General features: G+C 64.6%; 15 protein-coding genes and 1 pseudogene. 9 read left to right on the top strand and 7 right to left on the bottom strand.

Annotated elements, in window-relative coordinates:
- Positions 1-76 precede the first annotated feature (76 nt).
- Positions 77-1,012, bottom strand: a complete 936-nt coding sequence (locus tag RFM41_RS19980; protein ID WP_320250409.1) for an AraC family transcriptional regulator — start codon at positions 1,010-1,012, stop codon at positions 77-79.
- Between the two features lie 45 nt (positions 1,013-1,057).
- Between RFM41_RS19980 and RFM41_RS19975 the strand changes: the two genes are divergently transcribed.
- Positions 1,058-1,465, top strand: coding sequence for a DUF2000 family protein (locus RFM41_RS19975; protein WP_320250410.1), 408 nt, complete (start codon positions 1,058-1,060; stop codon positions 1,463-1,465).
- A 32-nt stretch (positions 1,466-1,497) separates the two neighbouring features.
- On the opposite strand, the gene RFM41_RS19970 is transcribed toward RFM41_RS19975, so the two are convergent.
- On the bottom strand, positions 1,498-1,902 hold the full coding sequence (locus RFM41_RS19970; protein WP_320250412.1) for a GNAT family N-acetyltransferase: 405 nt from the start codon (positions 1,900-1,902) through the stop codon (positions 1,498-1,500).
- A gap of 273 nt (positions 1,903-2,175) precedes the next feature.
- On the opposite strand from RFM41_RS19970, the gene RFM41_RS19965 reads away from it, so the two are divergent.
- The 4 genes from RFM41_RS19965 to RFM41_RS19950 all read left to right on the top strand — a co-directional run bounded on the left by RFM41_RS19965 (position 2,176) and on the right by RFM41_RS19950 (position 5,746).
- Positions 2,176-3,060, top strand: a complete 885-nt coding sequence (locus RFM41_RS19965) for a DMT family transporter (protein WP_320250604.1) — start codon at positions 2,176-2,178, stop codon at positions 3,058-3,060.
- Between the two features lie 135 nt (positions 3,061-3,195).
- Positions 3,196-4,218 (top strand): LacI family DNA-binding transcriptional regulator, encoded by a 1,023-nt coding sequence (locus RFM41_RS19960; protein ID WP_140811547.1) that lies wholly within the window; start codon positions 3,196-3,198, stop codon positions 4,216-4,218.
- Positions 4,215-5,198, top strand: coding sequence for a 2-hydroxyacid dehydrogenase (locus RFM41_RS19955; protein ID WP_320250413.1), 984 nt, complete (start codon positions 4,215-4,217; stop codon positions 5,196-5,198). Before RFM41_RS19960 ends, RFM41_RS19955 begins: the two co-directional genes overlap by 4 nt.
- Positions 5,199-5,353: 155 nt before the next feature.
- A complete protein-coding gene (locus tag RFM41_RS19950; protein ID WP_320250415.1) occupies positions 5,354-5,746 on the top strand; it encodes a hypothetical protein in 393 nt (130 codons plus the stop codon).
- A gap of 118 nt (positions 5,747-5,864) precedes the next feature.
- On the opposite strand, the gene RFM41_RS19945 is transcribed toward RFM41_RS19950, so the two are convergent.
- Complete coding sequence (locus tag RFM41_RS19945) at positions 5,865-6,638, bottom strand: gamma-glutamyl-gamma-aminobutyrate hydrolase family protein (protein WP_320250416.1); 774 nt, start codon at positions 6,636-6,638, stop codon at positions 5,865-5,867.
- A 264-nt stretch (positions 6,639-6,902) separates the two neighbouring features.
- Between RFM41_RS19945 and RFM41_RS19940 the strand changes: the two genes are divergently transcribed.
- Positions 6,903-8,012, top strand: coding sequence for a TRAP transporter substrate-binding protein (locus RFM41_RS19940; RefSeq protein WP_320250418.1), 1,110 nt, complete (start codon positions 6,903-6,905; stop codon positions 8,010-8,012).
- 62 nt (positions 8,013-8,074) lie between these two features.
- Here the strand turns inward: RFM41_RS19940 and RFM41_RS19935 are convergent, their stop codons facing one another.
- The 4 genes from RFM41_RS19935 to RFM41_RS19920 all read right to left on the bottom strand — a co-directional run bounded on the left by RFM41_RS19935 (position 8,075) and on the right by RFM41_RS19920 (position 12,609).
- Complete coding sequence (locus tag RFM41_RS19935; RefSeq protein ID WP_320250420.1) at positions 8,075-9,100, bottom strand: zinc-dependent alcohol dehydrogenase family protein; 1,026 nt, start codon at positions 9,098-9,100, stop codon at positions 8,075-8,077.
- Positions 9,101-9,110: 10 nt separating this feature from the next.
- Positions 9,111-10,901, bottom strand: coding sequence for a TRAP transporter large permease (locus tag RFM41_RS19930; RefSeq protein WP_320250422.1), 1,791 nt, complete (start codon positions 10,899-10,901; stop codon positions 9,111-9,113).
- Positions 10,898-11,503, bottom strand: coding sequence for a TRAP transporter small permease subunit (locus tag RFM41_RS19925; RefSeq protein ID WP_320250423.1), 606 nt, complete (start codon positions 11,501-11,503; stop codon positions 10,898-10,900). Before RFM41_RS19925 ends, RFM41_RS19930 begins: the two co-directional genes overlap by 4 nt.
- A 200-nt stretch (positions 11,504-11,703) precedes the next feature.
- Positions 11,704-12,609: a branched-chain amino acid ABC transporter permease gene (locus RFM41_RS19920; RefSeq protein WP_320250425.1), complete on the bottom strand. Its 906-nt coding sequence runs from the start codon at positions 12,607-12,609 to the stop codon at positions 11,704-11,706.
- A 191-nt stretch (positions 12,610-12,800) separates the two neighbouring features.
- Here RFM41_RS19920 and RFM41_RS19915 point away from each other — a divergent pair, with 191 nt between their 5' ends.
- The 3 genes and pseudogenes from RFM41_RS19915 to RFM41_RS19905 form a co-directional block, all read left to right on the top strand.
- On the top strand, positions 12,801-13,409 hold the full coding sequence (locus RFM41_RS19915) for a CGNR zinc finger domain-containing protein (RefSeq protein ID WP_320250426.1): 609 nt from the start codon (positions 12,801-12,803) through the stop codon (positions 13,407-13,409).
- Entirely contained in the window at positions 13,402-13,932 is a 531-nt protein-coding gene (locus RFM41_RS19910) for a hypothetical protein (RefSeq protein ID WP_320250428.1), read from the top strand. The genes RFM41_RS19915 and RFM41_RS19910 overlap by 8 nt, the downstream gene beginning before the upstream one ends.
- A 206-nt stretch (positions 13,933-14,138) precedes the next feature.
- Positions 14,139-17,624 (top strand): annotated as a pseudogene (locus RFM41_RS19905) (indolepyruvate ferredoxin oxidoreductase family protein); the annotation flags it as partial.
- Positions 17,625-17,628 lie beyond the last annotated feature (4 nt).

The raw sequence follows: 17,628 nt of genomic DNA, 5'->3' as shown, positions 1-17,628 counted from the left end.
GTCGCTCCACGCACCCACGTCGACATTGTTCCGAAAGCGCGATGCGCAGCATCGTCGCTTCACGCTCCCAAGCATTTTAGCGGAAAGGGCGACGACACTGCGCGTCGCGCCTGAACACCGCGCCTCGCGCCTGAGCGACGACGCTACGCGTCGCGCCTGCGCCTACCAGTGCCGCCCAGCGACCCGGCGTCATACCGAACGCCTTCTTGAAATGCCGGTTGAAATGGCTCTGGTCGCTAAAGCCGGCGCCGGCGGCGATTTCCGCCAGCGACTCGCCCTCGGCGATCATGCGCCGCGCCTTTTGCAACCGGCGCATCAACAGGAAGCGATGCGGGCTGGTCGAATAGGTGGCGCGAAAATGGCGCGACAGCGCATAGCGGTCGAGGCCGGTAACGGCCTCCAACTCATCGGAGCGCACCGGCCGCTCGGCATTTTCCTCCAGATAGTCTCGGGCAAGCGCTGCCGCGCGCCATGCCGTCTTGCCCGTTGACTTTGCCGGCTTTCCGGCGTGGCGTCTCAGCTGTTGCGCCAGCTGCGCGACGAAATCCGCCACGAACAGGTCGTCGAGCTCTTCGTCCAGCGGCGCCAGCGCCGACAACAGCGTGTCGCGCAAGCGAGGATCGTCGACCACGGCGTCGCGGACAAAAGGCAGCGGCTCGCCGTCCAGGCAGTCGAGCAGCAGGGACGGCTCCAGGTAAAGGATGCGGTAGCGTAGCCCGTCTTCCGTGCCGGCGCCGCCATCGTGCAATTCGTCCGGGTGCAGCACGATCGCCTGGCCGGGCAGGCTGTGTCGCAACGCGCCGCGATAGTGGAAGCGCTGCACGCCTTGCAAGGTCACGCCGATCGCATAGGTGTCGTGCCGGTGCAGCTCGAACGCATTGCCCTGGAAGCGCGCCTCGATGCGCTCGATCCCCGAGCCGCCCGGTGCCGAAACGATGCGATCGCCAATGGCCGCATCCGCGCACGAACGTTCAAGACCTTCCTTCGCTTCCACGCCTAGAGCCTGCGCCATCGCCCTTTCCCGCCCCTCATGGGCCGTCTTGGAGTCTCAATCTTGGTGTTCGATACGAAAATTGCAATTGTCCTGAGAGAGGATCTGCCGGTGTGGCAGAAGCTCAACGTCACCGCGTTCCTGACCAGCGGCATCGCTGCGCGGTTCCCCGAGATCATCGGCGAGCCCTACCGTGATCGCGCCGGCAACCTCTACAACCCGATGTCGATCCAGCCGGTCATCGTCCTGTCCGCAGACGCGGCGACGCTGGGCGCGATCCATCGCCGGTCCTTGGAGCGCGGCGTGACGACGTCGGCCTATGTCGAGGAGATGTTTTCGACCGGCCACGACGTCGCCAACCGCGCCGTCTTCGCTGAATTCGCGCCGGACGACGCCAAGGTCGTCGGGATTGCGTTGCGCGCCGAAAAGAAGCTGGTCGACAAGATCACCAAGGGCGCCCGCATGCATGCGTAGCGGCAAAACTCAATGGCGCCCTGGACGTGGCTTTACCGCTCTCGAAACAAGAGAGTTGCAGTTCCTTTTGCAAATCCCAGTTTGCTGTAGAATGGGATGAGGTTGTCGGGGCAGTAGAGTTCAAAGCTGCGGACTTCGGTCAGTGTTTCGTGGCCGATGATCCGATTGATGATTGCTTGTCCAAGCCGTTGCCCACGAAAATCAGAGTGCACGATCACATCAAAAATCATCGCTTTGAACGTGTAATCCGTCAGCACACGGGCGAACCCGATCAACTGGTCACTATTCGAACAAAGGCCAATTGCTAAGTCAGAGTGCTCGACCATCCTGATGACATCTTCAAACTGTCGCCCTTTCGTCCACCATTCCTTGCTGTAGAGGTCATATAACTGACGCTGACGCCCGCCCTGGAAGGTCTCAATCCATCGATCCGGCACATCGTCCTCCGCTCCTGGAGCCGGCCTACCAAACAGGAAAGGTTCCGAACTGAAAAGACTGATTAGGATCGAGCGAGATCGTCGAGGTTGATGGACCACGACATGCAAGACCAAGGCTAAGCCTGTCCGGTGCGCTTGTTGGGCCAGTCGCTTTTGGCTTGCTGGCAAGCGGCGATTGCCGCAGAAGGGTAACGTCTATCTTCCTTCGGCCCGATCTTGAGCATTCCCAAAAACAATGACGACAGCGCAACGCCGCCCGCGGCGATGCTCCTGATGCTTTGCGTCTATGTCTGCTTCACCTTTCTCGACACCTCCAGCAAATATCTGGTGCTGGCCGGCGTCTCGGCGCTGATCGTCGCCTGGACCCGCTTCGCCGTCCATGTCCTGCTGGTCGGCCTCTTTCTGCGCGGCTGGCGCGAGCCGGCGCGTTTTCGCGCCAACAACCTGCCGGCGCATATATTGCGCGGCTGCATGCTTTTCGGCTCCACCATGTTCAACATCCTGGCGCTGAGGACGCTGCAGCTCGCCGAGACCACCTCGATCTATTTCTTCGGCCCGATGGTCATCACCGCCCTTGCCGGCCCGCTGCTCGGCGAATGGGCAGGCTGGCGGCGCTGGCTGGCGATCCTCACCGGCTTTGTCGGTGTTCTGATCATCACCCGGCCGGGTGTGGGCGTGTTCGGCATCGGCCATCTCTTCGCACTCTGCTCGATGCTGTCGAACAGTTTTTACGTCATCATGACGCGCCGCATGTCGGCGACGGAAACGTCGGAAAGCCTCATCCTGTTCTCGGCGCTTGCACCGTCGGTGCTGCTCGCCCCGATGCTGGCCTTCTCGCCCGCGCTGCCTCACGGCGGCTTTCAATGGTTCATCGTCCTGATGCTGGGCGTCTTCGGCGCCGGCGGCCACTATCTGCTGGTGCGGGCCTATCGGCTGGCGACCACCACGCAGTTGGCGCCTTTCCCCTATTCGCAGATGGTGTGGATGATCATCTCCGGCTGGCTGATCTTCCACCAGTTCCCCGACCGCTGGACCTTGCTCGGCGCCGCCATCATCGTTGCCAGCGGCCTCTATATTATTCACCGCGAGCACAGGCTTCGCCTGCGCAACTCCGCCTCGCTCGACACGGAGGCCGAGGCGCTGGCGAAAAAACTTTGATTTGCTCCCGATCGATGGCATAAGGCCGAATTTAAACAATTTAAAGACCTGAATTGAGAGACCGGAAGCAGAGCATGATGTCGTCCGGAAACCGCTTCGTACTTTTCGGCATCATGCTCTAGGGAGCGAAGGGCACTGGCACAGAAGATCAAGCTTTCGACGATCGCGGATGCGCTCGGTGTGTCCACGGCAACGGTATCGCTGGCGCTGCGCGACAGCCCGCTGGTCGCAGGCTCCACGCGCGAGCGCATCAAGGAGCATGCCCGCGCCATCGGCTATATCTACAACCGCCGCGCCGCCTCGTTGCGCACCTCGCGCTCCGGCATTGTCGGCGTCGTCGTGCACGACATCATGAACCCGTTCTTTGCCGAGATCCTGCGGTCGATCGAAAGCGAGCTCGACCGCAGCCGCCAGACCTTCATCCTGTCAAACCATTACGACCAGCTGGAAAAGCAGCGCACCTTCATCGACACGCTGCTGCAGCTCGGCGCAGACGGCGTCATCATGTCGCCGGCCATCGGCACGCCGGCCGAGGACATCATCATGGCCGAGGAAAACGGCTTGCCGGCGGTGCTGATCGCGCGCACCGTCGCCGGGGCCGACGTGCCGGTGTTCCGCGGCGACGACGCCTATGGCACCGCACTTGCCACCAATCACCTGATCTCGCTCGGCCACAAGCGTATCGCCATGGTCGGCGGCACCGACCAGACCTCGACCGGCCGCGACCGCTACCAGGGCTATCTCAACGCGATGGAGGCGGCCGGCCTGGAGGTAAAGCCGTCCTGGCGTATTCCCGGGCCGCGCACCAAGCAGGCGGGCTTCGAGGCCGCGGGGCAGTTTCTGGCGCTGAAGGACAAGCCCACCGCCGCCTGCTGCTGGAACGACCTGGTCGCGATCGGGCTGATGAACGGCATCGCGCGCGCCGGCCTCGTGCCGGGCGTGGATATTTCCGTGACCGGCTATGACGATCTCGAGGAAGCGGCAATCGCGACCCCGGCCCTGACCACGGTCTGGAACGGTCAGCGCGAGGTCGGCCGCCGCGCCGCGAGCGCCCTGCTCGACAAATTGAACGGCCAGGCGGTGCGGCCCTCGCAGGAGCTGATCAAGCCGGAACTGCATGTGCGGCAGTCGACCGGCAAGCCGGTGGAGCGCGCATGACCCGGGCCGAAGCAAAATTGCCGGTCGCCATCCTGGTGCCGGGCGATTTCAACGACCACGCCATCGGCCGCATCGACAAGGCGTTCAAGCTTGTGCGGATCGAACGCGCCGACCCTGGGCTGGTGACGGACGAGATGCGCGCCACGGTGCGCGGCATCGCCTCCTACGCCGGGATCAGCGCGGCGATGATCGATGCGCTGCCCAAGCTCGAGATCATCGCCAGCTTCGGCGTCGGCTACGATTCGGTCGACGCCAATCATGCGGCCAAGCGCGGCGTCATGGTCACCAACACGCCCGATGTCCTGACCGAGGAGGTCGCCGACACCGCTATTGGCCTTTTGATCAACACAGTGCGGGAGCTCTACGCCGCCGAGAAATGGCTGCGCGATGGCGACTGGGTGGAGAAAGGGAATTATCGCCTGAGCCGGCTTACCTTGCGCGGCCGCAGCGTCGGCATTTTCGGCATGGGCCGCATCGGCCGGGCCATCGCCCGCCGCATCGAAGCCTTCGGCCTGCCGATCGCCTATCACAACCGCCGCCAGGTCGAAGGTCTGGCTTACGAATACCATGCCACTTTGAAAGGGCTTGCCGAGGCCGTCGACACGCTGATCTGCGTTGCCCCTGGCGGTGCCTCCACCGAGAAGGCGATCAATGCCGAGGTCTTGGCGGCGCTGGGTTCGAACGGCGTCTTCGTCAATATCGGCCGCGGCTCGACGGTGGATGAGGCGGCACTTGCCGTCGCCCTCGAAAGCGGCACCATTGCCGCCGCCGGACTCGACGTCTTTGCCGACGAGCCGAACGTCCCGCAGGCCCTGCTCGACGCGCCCAGCACCTCGCTTCTGCCGCATGTCGGCTCGGCGTCGGAGCACACCCGGCGCGCCATGGCCGATCTCTGCGTAGACAATCTCGTCGCCTGGTTTGCCGAGCGCCGGCCGCTGACGCCCGTGCCGGAGACCATCAATGTCAAGGCGCGCGGCTAGAGCAACTTCAGGCAGATGTAAGGCGGTTTCCATCCAGGGAACATTGAGCCGCTCCTGCCGCCTTCGCCACATTTGTTAATGCTTTAGCCGCCCAATTAACGTCCGCTTAACGCTTTGAAATCATTTTCCTTATTGGTCGAGTGTGGAGAAGCGGCGTGAAGCTGGTTGCCGGGTTGGTCGTGTCGGTTGCGTTGTTCGGGGGCGCGCATGTCCTGTATGACGGCGATGGCCCGAGCACGGCTGTCGAGGCCGCCTCCTTGAGCACCTATCGATTGACGGCCAATGGCGATGAAGCCGGCTGCGCCGTGCAACGCGGAGCTCCGGTCTCCGAGGGTCTGTCGCGGCTCGATGTTGCTCCGGACTGCCGCAAGCTGATGCCCGGCATCGAACGCGTGAAATTCTGGCGCGAGCAGGCGGACGGCTCGGTCGCGTTCAGCGAGAACGGCGTCGATCCGATCGTCACATTCGGTGTTGCCGACGGCGAGGGCTACGAATCCTACGCGCCGGTCGCGCCGCTTCTGGCGCTGACAGGCGATAGCGGCAACTGAATCTAAAGCGCGTCGCGATCTTTCAGATTCGCTCCATGCGCTTTAGGTTTTGATTTTACGCATGTCTTTGTCCCGAAACCGGTTCCCACTTTCGGGAGACATGCTTTAAGCGTATTGTTTATTCCGCCGCGGCGCGGGCGCCCGCCTTCGCCGCCGCGTGCAGCCGCACCGCATCGCCGAAGGCCTTGAAGATCTTGGCGGAATTGCTGTCCGACTTCACCCAGTATTCGGGGTGCCACTGCACGCCGACCGCGAAGGCGCGGGCATCCTTGACGGAGACGGCTTCGACCGTGCCGTCCGTGGCCAAAGCCTCGATTTGCAGTTTCGAGCCGAGCCGGTCGATCCCCTGCCGGTGCAGCGAGTTGACCTTGATGTCGCCTGCGCCGAACACGCCTGCGAGGCAGCTGCCCGGCTTGATCGAGATCGTCTGATGGATAGCGAAGCGCTCGTCCTGATTGTCGCTCACCGGCGCGCGGTGGTCGAGCGAGCCCTCGCGCTCCTGGATCTCGGTGCCCAGCGAGCCGCCGAGCGCCACGTTGAGCTCCTGGATGCCACGGCAAATGGCTAAAAGCGGCACGCCGCGCTCGAGCGCCTTGCGGATCAGCGGCAGCGTCGTGGCGTCGCGCGCCGGATCGTAAGGGCCGTTGGCTTCGCTCGGGTCGCCATCGTAAAGCGAGGGATGGACGTTGGACTTCGAACCCGTCAGCATCACGCCGTCGACTGAGGACAGCAATTCGTCAAGGTCGAGCCGGCCGCCGAAGGACGGCACCAGGAGCGGGAACACGCCGGCGCCCGTGATCGCGGCTTCCAGATATTGCTGGGGCGCTGCGTGCCAGGTGTAGTTGTCGAACTGGCGGACGTCGGTCGAGACTGCGACGAGCGGCTGCTGCATTTTGGGTTTGGTTTCCATCAGGCCAAGGATTTGTTCTGCCTGTAAAATAAGCGATCCGTCGCGGCTTTTCCATGGCAAGTTTCGCCGCCTCGCATGGGCCAGACAAAGGGATGTTAGACGATAGTTGCAGTGCGCCGCTGAATGACTGCTACCCCTGGTCGCGGCGCTGGACTCGCCTTCTTGCCTGTGTATGTTTCTTCCCCAACCGGTCCGGATACCGAGGAAGTCCGCATCGGTCAGCTGATCCGCAAGGGAGGAAACTTAATGGATCGTCGTTCATTCATCCGCAAGGCCGGCGCGTCCGGCGTTGGCGCTGCGGCAGCGGCCGCCGCACTTGCCACGCCGGCCATTGCCCAGTCCAATCCGAAAGTGACCTGGCGGCTGGCGTCGTCCTTCCCGAAGTCGCTCGACACGATCTATGGCGGCGCCGAAGTCTTCTCCAAGATGCTGTCGGAAGCGACCGACGGCAATTTCCAGATCCAGGTCTTTGCTGCGGGCGAGCTGGTGCCCGGCCTGCAGGCGGCCGATGCCACCGCCGCCGGCACCGTTGAAGCGGCCCACACCGTGGCATACTATTACTGGGGCAAGGATCCCACCTGGGCGCTGGGCGCGGCCGTGCCCTTCTCGCTCAATGCGCGCGGCATGAACGCCTGGCACTACCAGGGCGGCGGCATCGACCTGTTCAATGAATTCCTTGGGGCGCAAGGGTTGTTCGGCCTGCCGGGCGGCAACACCGGCGTCCAGATGGGCGGCTGGTTCCGTAAGGAAATCAACAGCCTCGCCGATCTGAAGGGCCTCAAAATGCGCATCGGCGGCTTTGCCGGCAAGGTCATCGAGAGGCTGGGCGTGGTGCCGCAGCAGATCGCCGGCGGCGACATCTACCCGGCGCTGGAAAAAGGCACCATCGACGCCGCCGAATGGGTCGGGCCCTATGACGACGAGAAGCTCGGCTTCTACAAGGTCGCGCCCTATTACTACTATCCCGGCTGGTGGGAAGGCGGCCCGACCGTGCACCTGCTGTTCAACAAGGCGAAATATGAAGAACTTTCGCCGACTTACAAATCGCTGGTCCGCACCGCGGCGCAGGCGGCGGACGCCAACATGCTGCAGAAATACGATTATGTGAATCCGCCGGCGGTGCGGCGGCTGGCGGCCGGCGGCGCCAAGCTCAGGCCGTTCAGCCAGGAGATCATGGCCGCCTGCTTCGAGAAGGCCAACGAGGTCTATGCCGAGATGGAGGCCAACAACGCGCCGTTCAAGAAGATCTGGGAATCGATCAAGGCCTTCCGCAAGGAGCACTATCTCTGGGCCCAGGTCGCCGAATACAATTACGACACCTTCATGATGGTGCAGCAGCGCAACGGCAAGCTGTAAGGATTAGGCGGTTGTCCTGATCTAGGAGGCCCCGGCTAATCCGGGGCCTTTTTCGTGATGCGTCAGCGGCCCGGCACCACCAGCACCTTCACCTCGCCAGGCGCTGGCGGGTTGGCGATCACGCCCGGGGCCTCTTCCAGGCTGACCTGCTTCGAGATCAGCTTGTCGATCTCGATCGCGCCCGAAGCAATCAACTGCGCCGCCCTTCCATGCGTGAACGGGTTGAGGAAGGAGCCTAGCACCTTCAGCTCGCGAAACAATAGGTCGAACGGCTCGATCTCCACCTTCATGCCTTGCGGCACCACGCCGACAATGACGACCGTGCCGCCGGCGCTTGCCATCCGCATCGACTGCTCGACCGTGTCGCGCACTCCGGCGCATTCCAGCACCACGTCGGCGCCGCCGGGCGCCAGGCCGTTCGGCCCGGCGACGGCCGCGATTGGGTCGCCGGCGCTTGGGTCGATCGTCGCGGTCGCGCCGAGCTCCTCGGCAAGCGCGCGGCGCGAGGCCTGCCTTGTCGACAGGATGATGGTCGCCGCGCCCGCGAGCTTTGCCAGCTGCACGACGAGCAGGCCGATGACGCCGCCGCCGAGCACCACCACCGACGCGCCCGGCCGGATCGCGGCAAGGTCGACGCCGTGCAGGCAGCAGGCCAGCGGCTCGCAGAAGGCGCCATGCGTCGGCTTGAGGTTTGCGGGCAGCCGGAAGGCTTGCTTGTGCGGCATCAGCACATAATCAGCGAAGCCGCCGTCGCGGTGGATGCCGATGGCCCTGAGATTGCTGCACAGATTGACGCGGCCGGCATGGCAATGGGCGCAGCGCCCGCAGGCGATGTTCGGATCGCCGGTGACGCGGTCTCCGACGGAAATGCCCGACACCGCTTCGCCGACAGCTTCGACGATGCCGGAGAATTCATGGCCGAGCGTCACGGGCGGCGTGCACGGAAACTCGCCATGGAAGAGATGCCGGTCGGTTCCGCAGACGCCGCAGGCCTCGATGCGCACGAGGACATCCTCGGGTCCTGGAACAGGCTTTGCGACCTCGCGCAGCCCGATGCTGCCCACCGCTTCCAAACGCACGGCTCTCATGGGTGTTACCTCAGTTGAATTTGGGTGGCTGCGAGAGGTCGGGAGCCGGCGGTGCCGGCTTGGACGGCGCGTCGCCGAAGCTCGGCGGTTGCGACAGGTCGGGCGTGCCGGGCGCCGGCGCCGCGCCGCCATTGGCCGGGGCCGCGCCATTGTCCGCCGGCGGGGTGCCGAGCGGCGACAGCGAAGGCATGCCCGGCAGCTTCAGGTCGATGGTGCTGGGCTCCACCGCGGGACCCTTGTAGCGCATGACCATTTGCGGGAAGGCGATGGTGAGCCCGATCATGATCACCTGGATGCAGACGAACGGCACGGCGCCCCAATAGATCTGCCCGGTGCTGACCGGCGCGATCTTCTTGCCGGTGATCCTGTCGAGGTAGGGCACGCGGGCCGCGACCGAGCGCAGGTAGAACAGCGCGAAGCCGAAGGGCGGATGCATGAAGCTCGTCTGCATGTTGACGCCAAGCAGCACGCCGAACCAGATCAGGTCGATGCCGAGCTTGTCGGCGGCGGGCGCCAGAAGCGGCACGATGATGAAGGCCAGCTCGAAGAAATCGAGGAAGAACGCAAGCACGAAGACCAGGATGTTGACGCCGACGAGGAAGCCGGTCTCGCCGCCGGGCAGCGATGTCAGCAGATGCTCGACCCAGATATGGCCGTTGACGCCGTAGAAGGTGAGCGAGAACACGCGCGCGCCGATCAGGATGAACAGCACGAAGGAGGAAAGCCTGGTCGTCGAGGCCAGCGCCTGATTGACAACCTCCCTCGTCAGGCGGCCCTTCAGCGCCGCCATGATTAGGGCGCCGACGGCGCCCATAGCGCCGCCTTCGGTCGGCGTGGCGATGCCGAGGAAGATCGTGCCCAGCACCAGGAAGATCAGCGCCAGCGGCGGGATCAGCACGATCACCACCTGCTGCGCCAGCTTCGACATCATGTTGATACGAAGCCGCTGGTCGAGGATGGCGACGACATAGATGACGATGACGCCGACGGCGAAGCCCAGGATGTCGGCATTGTCGCCCTGCGTCGGCGCAAGATAGCGATAGGCGCCGTAGGAGATGGCGCCGGTGACCAGCAGCGCCACGATCAGCGACAGCACGCCGTGGCCGAGCGTGCGGGCTTCGGGCGGCAGCGCTGGCATCGAGCTCGGCCGGACGATCGACATGACCAGGATGTAGAGCATGTAGATGCCGGTCAGCACGAGGCCGGGGATCAACGCGCCGGCATACATGTCGCCGACCGAGCGTCCGAGCTGGTCGGCAAGCACGATCAGCACCAGCGACGGCGGGATGATCTGGGCGAGCGTGCCGGAGGCCGCGATGACGCCGGAGGCCAGCCTGCGGTCATAGCCGTAGCGCAGCATGATCGGCAGCGAGATCAGCCCCATGGCGATGACGGAAGCGGCCACCACGCCGGTCGTGGCCGCAAGCAGCGCGCCGACGAAGATCACCGCATAGGCAAGCCCGCCGCGGATCGGCCCGAACAACTGGCCGATCGTGTCGAGCAGATCCTCGGCCATGCCGGACCGTTCGAGCACGATGCCCATGAAGGTGAAGAAGGGTATCGCCAAGAGCGTGTCGTTCGACATCACCCTGGTGCCGTAGAAATTGTCAGGCAGCGCATGCAGCAGCGGCCAGGCAAGGTTGATCGACCCGCCGGAATAGGGCGAGACCAGCACGCCGATGAAGAAGAACAGCAGGCCGTTGGCGGCGAGCGAGAAGGCGACGGGGTAGCCGATCAACAGGAAGATGATCAGCGAGGCGAACATGATCGGCGCCATGTTCTGCGCGATGAATTCGATCATGGGCGGACCTCGCCCGCGCTCGCCTTGGCTTCTTCGGCCAGCGCCTCCGCCTCGAGCTTGGCCTGGTCATGCGCCGACACGAAGGGATTGGGATCGTCCATGTCGCCGCGCATGATGGCGACCTTCTTGACGATCTCGGAGACGCCTTGCAGCGCGAGCAGGAAGAAACCGACGAGCAGGATCGCCTTGGCCGGCCAGATGATCAGCCCGCCGGCATTGGTCGACATCTCGCCGCTGCGGAAGGACAGCGACACATAAGGCACGAAATAGATCACCATCAGCACCACGAAGGGCATCAGAAAAAGGATATGGCCGAGCAAGTCGATCCAGTGCTGCACGCGCCGCGAGAACATGCCGTAGACGATGTCGATGCGGATATGGTCGTTCTGCTTCAGCGTGTAGGCGGCTGCCAGCATGAAGGCGGCGCCGAACAGGTACCATTGCAGCTCCAGCCAGGCGTTGGAGGAGATGTCGAACACCTTGCGGATGACGGCATTGCCGGCGCTCACCAGGATCGCGAGCAGGATCAGCCAGGAGACCCAGCGGCCGATGAACTCGTTGATGCGGTCGATCGTCCCGGATAGAGCGAGCAGCCCTGCCATGCATGTCCTCCCTGTACTTGCGATGCGCCCGATTCCCCCTCCGGTGTCGCGCCGCTTGGCCCAACGATATGCAGTGCGTGGTCCGGCAGGTCAACATGACAAAGCCGCGGCAAACAGATCGGTAAGCCGCGCGGAGGCGGAATGCCGCCACCTGACGATGCGTCATGCAACGAAAGTCTGTGGGCACCAAAGTCTGGAGATCAGGCGATCTTGGCCTGGTCGCGTCCGGCGCCTATCAGCACCAGCATGGCGACGAGGAAGAGATAGATCCAGGCGTCGCGCCATTCGAGCGGGAAGTACCCGGCCCAGAGCGATTCCGCCATGCCGAAGGCCGCGGCGCCAAGCGCCGCCTTGAGCGGCGACAGATAGCCGCCGACCGCCGTCACGAACAGGATCTTGAGGCCGTAGATCAGCCCGGTGCCGAAGCTGACATTGCCGTAATAGAGACCGGCGAGCACGCCGGCCAAGGCGGCGCAAAGGCCGCCGAACAGCACGGCCCGGCGGAACACGGCGCGCACATCGATGCCGCACATCGCCGCCGCTTTCGGGTCGTCGGAGACGGCGCGCCAGGCGCGGCCGAAGCGCGAATGCGAAAACAGCCAGGCCGCCAGCGCCACCAGCGCGATGACCCCCGCGCAGTCGAGCAGCTGGATGACGGTAAGCGTGACCTTGAAGCCGTCGCCCTCGGCGAAAATGACGGGGGTGGCGAGCATCGGCGGCAGCCACAGGTCATGCGTGTCGGCGGCGATGCGGCTCGCCTCCGACAGGAAGAGCAAGATGCCGAGCGTCGTCACCACGATGGCATTGGGCGAGCGGTCGGCGAGCCTCTCGAAAACACTGCGCGACAACACGTGGCTGATCAGCACCGCATAGAAAATGGCCACGGCGACGCCGAGCGCCACCGAGGCGGCCAGCGTCAGCCACAGCGCCTGGTAGCCGAAGGCGGCGGTCAGGATCATCGTCTGGCCGCAGAAGGCGAACAGCGCGCCGTAGGCCAGGTTCGTGCGATGCAGGATGCCGTTGGTCAGCACATAGCCGAAGGCGAGCAGCGCGTAGAGCGCGCCAGAATGCAGCCCGTTCAGCACCTGCTGGTAGAAATAGAGCATGCGATATCCTACAGCGCCGCGCGTCCCTTGGACGCGCAAAGGACGCTGTAGCACTATGATTTGCGCATGATCCTTTCCAAAAATCGTTCCCGATTTTTGGGGTCATGCGCGGGCCGCATAATCCGACCCGTTCGAAAACTTGCATTCGGAATCTAACTTGTCAAACACGTTTTATCGGTTAGATTTCCGTCATGACGGTTTCCTGGACCCCGCACCGCTTCACCGGCGGCATCCTTGCGCTCGATACGGCGAACACCGTCGTGCTGCGCAACGATCCGCAAAAGTCCTTCGACCGGTTCGACGACCCGGCCGAGATCGCCCGCTTCGCCGAGGCGGCGAGCGGCTTTCGCGCCACCGAGCTCGGCGGCCGGCGGCTGCGGGCGCCGGAACCGGGCGAGATAAAGCCAACCGTCATCTCGATCCGCGAAGCGACCGATCGCCTGTTTCGCCATGCCGTATCGAACGGCGCGGTCGCGACCAGCCACCTGCCGGATTTCCTGACGGCCTGCGCCAACGGGCTGTCCGGCAGCGCGACCGAGATCGGGACGCCGGGCCAGCCTTTCGGCGATCCGCAAACGCCGATCGCCTTCGAGGCGGCTTTGGCCGTCTCGGCGCTGTCGCTGCTGCGCGACGAAACGGTGGCGAGGCTTCGGATCTGCCCCAACTGCAGCTGGCTGTTCGTCGACCGCAGCCGCAACGCCAGCCGCTTGTGGTGCGACATGGCCGTTTGCGGCAATCGCCAGAAGGCAAACCGCTATTACCGCCGCCGAACAGCGGCGAGGGAGGTTCCCAATGCTTAGCAGACTGTCGCGTTCGGCTCTGGTCGGCGCAGCCCTGGTCGCTGCGGTCGCGCTCGGCGCCTGCCGCGACACCGGCAAGGACCAGCTCTTCGCCATTTCCGGCAAGCTGTTCGAGTTCAACTACCGGCTGGCCATCGCCACCTATGTCATCACGCTGAAGCCGCTGCGCCCGATGGTCGACGGCCAGGTCGCGGTGGTGAGCTTCCAGAACCCGGCCGGCGGCGACCCGCTCGTCGTCAACCAGAAGATCTGGCCGAAGCTGCCCCACATCACACTCACCAGCCCGCCGCTCTCCTGCGTGGTCAAGGACAAGCCCTACAGCGTCTCGATCCGCATCGAGGATTCGAGCGGCACGTTGCTGCAGAGCATCGACACCACCATGACCTCGTCGGAGGACCAGACGATGCTGCCGGACCGGCCGCTGGTGATCGGGCCGAAATATGAGCTCAACCCGGACCTTGCCGGCCATCCTGACGGCAAGCTGCCCGACGGGCAGAAGCCGGATTGCTCGAAAGCGACCTGAAACGCGCGTCAGAAGCCGATCCATCGCGAAATTTTTGTTCCTCGCGAAGCGCTTAGCTTGATCTTGCGTGCGTGGCTTGCCACTCGCCAGACCGTTTGTTGCGTGTTATCTGGCCCCTGCGATTTTGTTTGACCTCACCGCCAAGGGAAGAAAGACTGCGGCGTCCCACTCCGACGTTGGCTGCCTGATTTGAGGCGCCTCCGCAGAGGAAATACCTGATGACGCTGCACGACGTCGCGCTCGACGACAAGTTCGACCTTGGCAAGGAGCGCGTCTTCCTGTCCGGTGCGCAAGCGGTCGTGCGCATGCTTCTGATGCAGCGCGAGCGCGACCGCCGCGCCGGCCTGAACACCGCGGGCTTCGTCTCCGGCTATCGCGGCTCGCCGCTGGGCGGCCTCGACATGCAGCTGTGGCGGGCGAAGAGGCAGCTTGCATCTGCCGACATCGTCTTCCAGCCCGGCCTCAACGAGGAGCTCGCCGCCACCGCCTGCTGGGGCTCGCAGCAGACCGAATTGCTGGGCGAGGGCACGCATGACGGCGTCTTTTCGGTCTGGTACGGCAAGGGGCCGGGCGTCGACCGTTCCGGCGACGTCTTCCGCCACGCCAATCTCGCCGGCTCGTCGAAGCATGGCGGCGTGCTTGCCCTGATGGGCGACGACCATATGGCCGAATCCTCGACCAACGCGCATGCCACCGAATTCCTCTTTGTCGACACCATGGTGCCGATCCTCAATCCGGCCGGCGTCCAGGAGATCATCGACTACGGCCTCTACGGCTTTGCCATGTCGCGCTTCGCCGGCACCTGGGCGGCGATCAAATGCGTCAAGGACAACATCGAATCGACGGCCTCGGTCGACGCCTCGATCGAGCGCCTCAACATCGTCATTCCCGAATTCGACATGCCGCCGGGCGGCCTGAACATCCGCCACGAGATCGACATGCTCGGCCAGGAAGAGCGGCTGCACGAATACAAGCGCGCCGCCGCTTCCGCCTTCATCCAGGCCAATGGCCTCAACCGCATCGTCTATTCCGGCGGGCGCAATCCCAAGCTCGGCGTCATCACCATCGGCAAGAGCTATCTCGATGTCCGCCAAGCGCTGGAGGATATCGGCATCGACGAGCAGGCCGCCAACCGCATCGGCATCCGCCTGTTCAAGGTCGGCTGCCCCTGGCCGCTCGACTTCCAGCACATCGCCGAGTTCGCCCGCGGCCTCGACACCATCGTCGTGGTCGAGGAGAAGCGCTCGCTGATCGAGGTGCAGCTGCGCGAGAACCTCTACGGCACCGCCACGCAACCGGTGATCGTCGGCAAGAAGGACGAGCGCGGCGACTGGCTGTTCCCGGCCAAGGGCGCGCTCGATCCGAATGAGATCGCCATCGCGCTCGGCGAAAGGATCCTGCGCACCATCGGCCCGTCGGAAGAGGTCGCCGCGCGGGTGGCGAAGCTGCGCCAGTTCCAGGCGATGCTCGCCGACACCGTCGATATCGGCTCGCGCACGCCCTTCTTCTGCTCGGGCTGCCCGCACAATTCCTCCACCAAGGTGCCGGACGGCTCCTTGGCCGCCGCCGGCATAGGCTGCCATTTCATGTCGCTTTGGATGGACAGGAACACCGTCGGCTTCACCGCCATGGGCGGCGAGGGCGCGCAATGGGTCGGCCAGGCGCCGTTCTCGAAGCGCGGCCACATTTTCCAGAATCTCGGCGACGGCACCTACAACCACTCCGGCGTGCTGGCGATCCGCTTCGCGCTGTCTTCCGGCGCCAACATCACCTACAAGATCCTCTACAACGACGCCGTGGCGATGACCGGCGGCCAGCCGCATGAGGGCGGCCTGACCGTCGACATGATCGCGAGGCAGGTGCGCGCGGAGGGCGTCGACCGCATCGCCGTCGTCACCGACGAGCCGGACAAATATGCCGGCAAGGCCGATTTTCCGGCCGGTATCAGCATCCATCACCGCGATGACCTCGACCTCGTCCAGCGCGAATTGCGCGACGTGAAGGGCGTTTCGGTGCTGATCTATGACCAGACCTGCGCCGCCGAGAAACGCCGGCGCCGCAAGCGCGGCACCTTCCCCGATCCGGACAAGCGCGTCTTCATCAACGAATTGGTTTGCGAAGGCTGCGGCGATTGCGGCGTGCAGTCGAACTGCGTCTCGATTCAGCCGGTCGAGACCGAATTCGGCCGCAAGCGCCGCATCGACCAGTCGAGCTGCAACAAGGATTTCTCCTGCCTCAACGGTTTCTGCCCGTCCTTCGTCACTGTGCACGGCGGCAAGATCAGGAAGGCCGAAGGCATTGCCGGCAAGGCCGATCCTCTCGACGGCGTGCCGACGCCGGCTGAATTCCGCATGGGCAACCAGGGCTGGGCGGCGATCATCGACGGGGTCGGCGGCACCGGCGTCGTCACCGTCGGCGCGGTGCTCGGCATGGCCGCGCATCTGGAAGGCAAGGGCTGCGGCATGATCGACATGGCCGGCCTCGCCCAGAAGGGCGGCTCGGTCTTCACCCATGTCCGCATCGCCCCGACGCCCGAGGACATCCACGCCATTCGCGTTTCGGCCGGCAAGGCCGACCTCGTGCTCGGCTGCGACCTCGTCGTCTCCGGCGCCAAGAAGGTGCTGGGCGCGGTGCGCGAGGGCCACACGATCTTCCTCGCCAACACCGCCGAGATCATGCCCGGCGAGTTCACCCGCTCCGCCGACTTCTCGCTGCCGGTCGAGCGGCTGAAGAAGGCGATCCGAGCGGCTGCCGGCGACGACAAGGCGCATTTCTTCGACGCCACCCGCACGGCGACCGCTCTGTTCGGCAATTCGCTCGGCGCCAACATGTTCATGCTCGGCTTCGCCTTCCAGCACGGCGGCCTGCCGCTTTCGGCCGAAGCCGTTGAAAAGGCGATAGAATTGAACGGCGAGGCGGTAGCGATGAATATCGCCGCATTCCGCTGGGGTCGTCGTGCCGCGCATCAGCCCGACTTCGTGCGAGGCCTGGTTGCCCAAACCGGCAAGCCGGCGTCGAAACCCGCTGAGACGCTGGACGATATCATCGCCCGCCGAGTCGCCTTTCTCACCGCCTATCAGAACGCGGCCTACGCCAAGCGCTATGCCGACCGCGTGACGAGGCTGCGCGCCACGGAAGCCAAGGCCGTGCCCGGCTCGACCGCCGTGACCGAGGCCGCCGCCAGGAACCTCTTCAAGCTGATGGCGATCAAGGACGAGTATGAGGTGGCGCGGCTCTATACCGACGGCACTTTCGCCGCCGACCTCGCTAAGCAGTTCCAGAGCTATGAGAAGCTCGAGTTCCATCTGGCGCCGCCGATCCTCGGCCGGCGCGGCAATGACGGCAAGCCCCGGAAATCGAGCTTCGGCCCGTGGATGATGAAGGGCTTTCGGCTGTTGGCGGCGATGAAGGGCCTGCGCGGAACCGCCTTCGACCTTTTCGGCTACACGGCCGAACGGCGCATCGAGCGGCAGTCGCTGAGAGAGTATGAGGCCGATCTCGACCTTATCGCCGGCGCGCTGGCGCCGGGCAGGGTGGAGGCCGCGACCGCCCTGGCCTCCGTGCCGGCGCTGATCCGCGGCTACGGCCATGTCCGGCAGGCCAGCGCCGAGAAGGCGGCGGGTGAGCGTGCGCGGCTGATCGAGCGTTTGGCCCAGGCTCCGGTGGAGCCGGCCCTTCGCGCGGCGGAGTGAACGC

Source organism: Mesorhizobium vachelliae (genome assembly GCF_033977325.1).
Lineage (GTDB): Bacteria > Pseudomonadota > Alphaproteobacteria > Rhizobiales > Rhizobiaceae > Mesorhizobium > Mesorhizobium vachelliae.
This window is presented reverse-complemented; position numbering and strand designations above follow the sequence as displayed.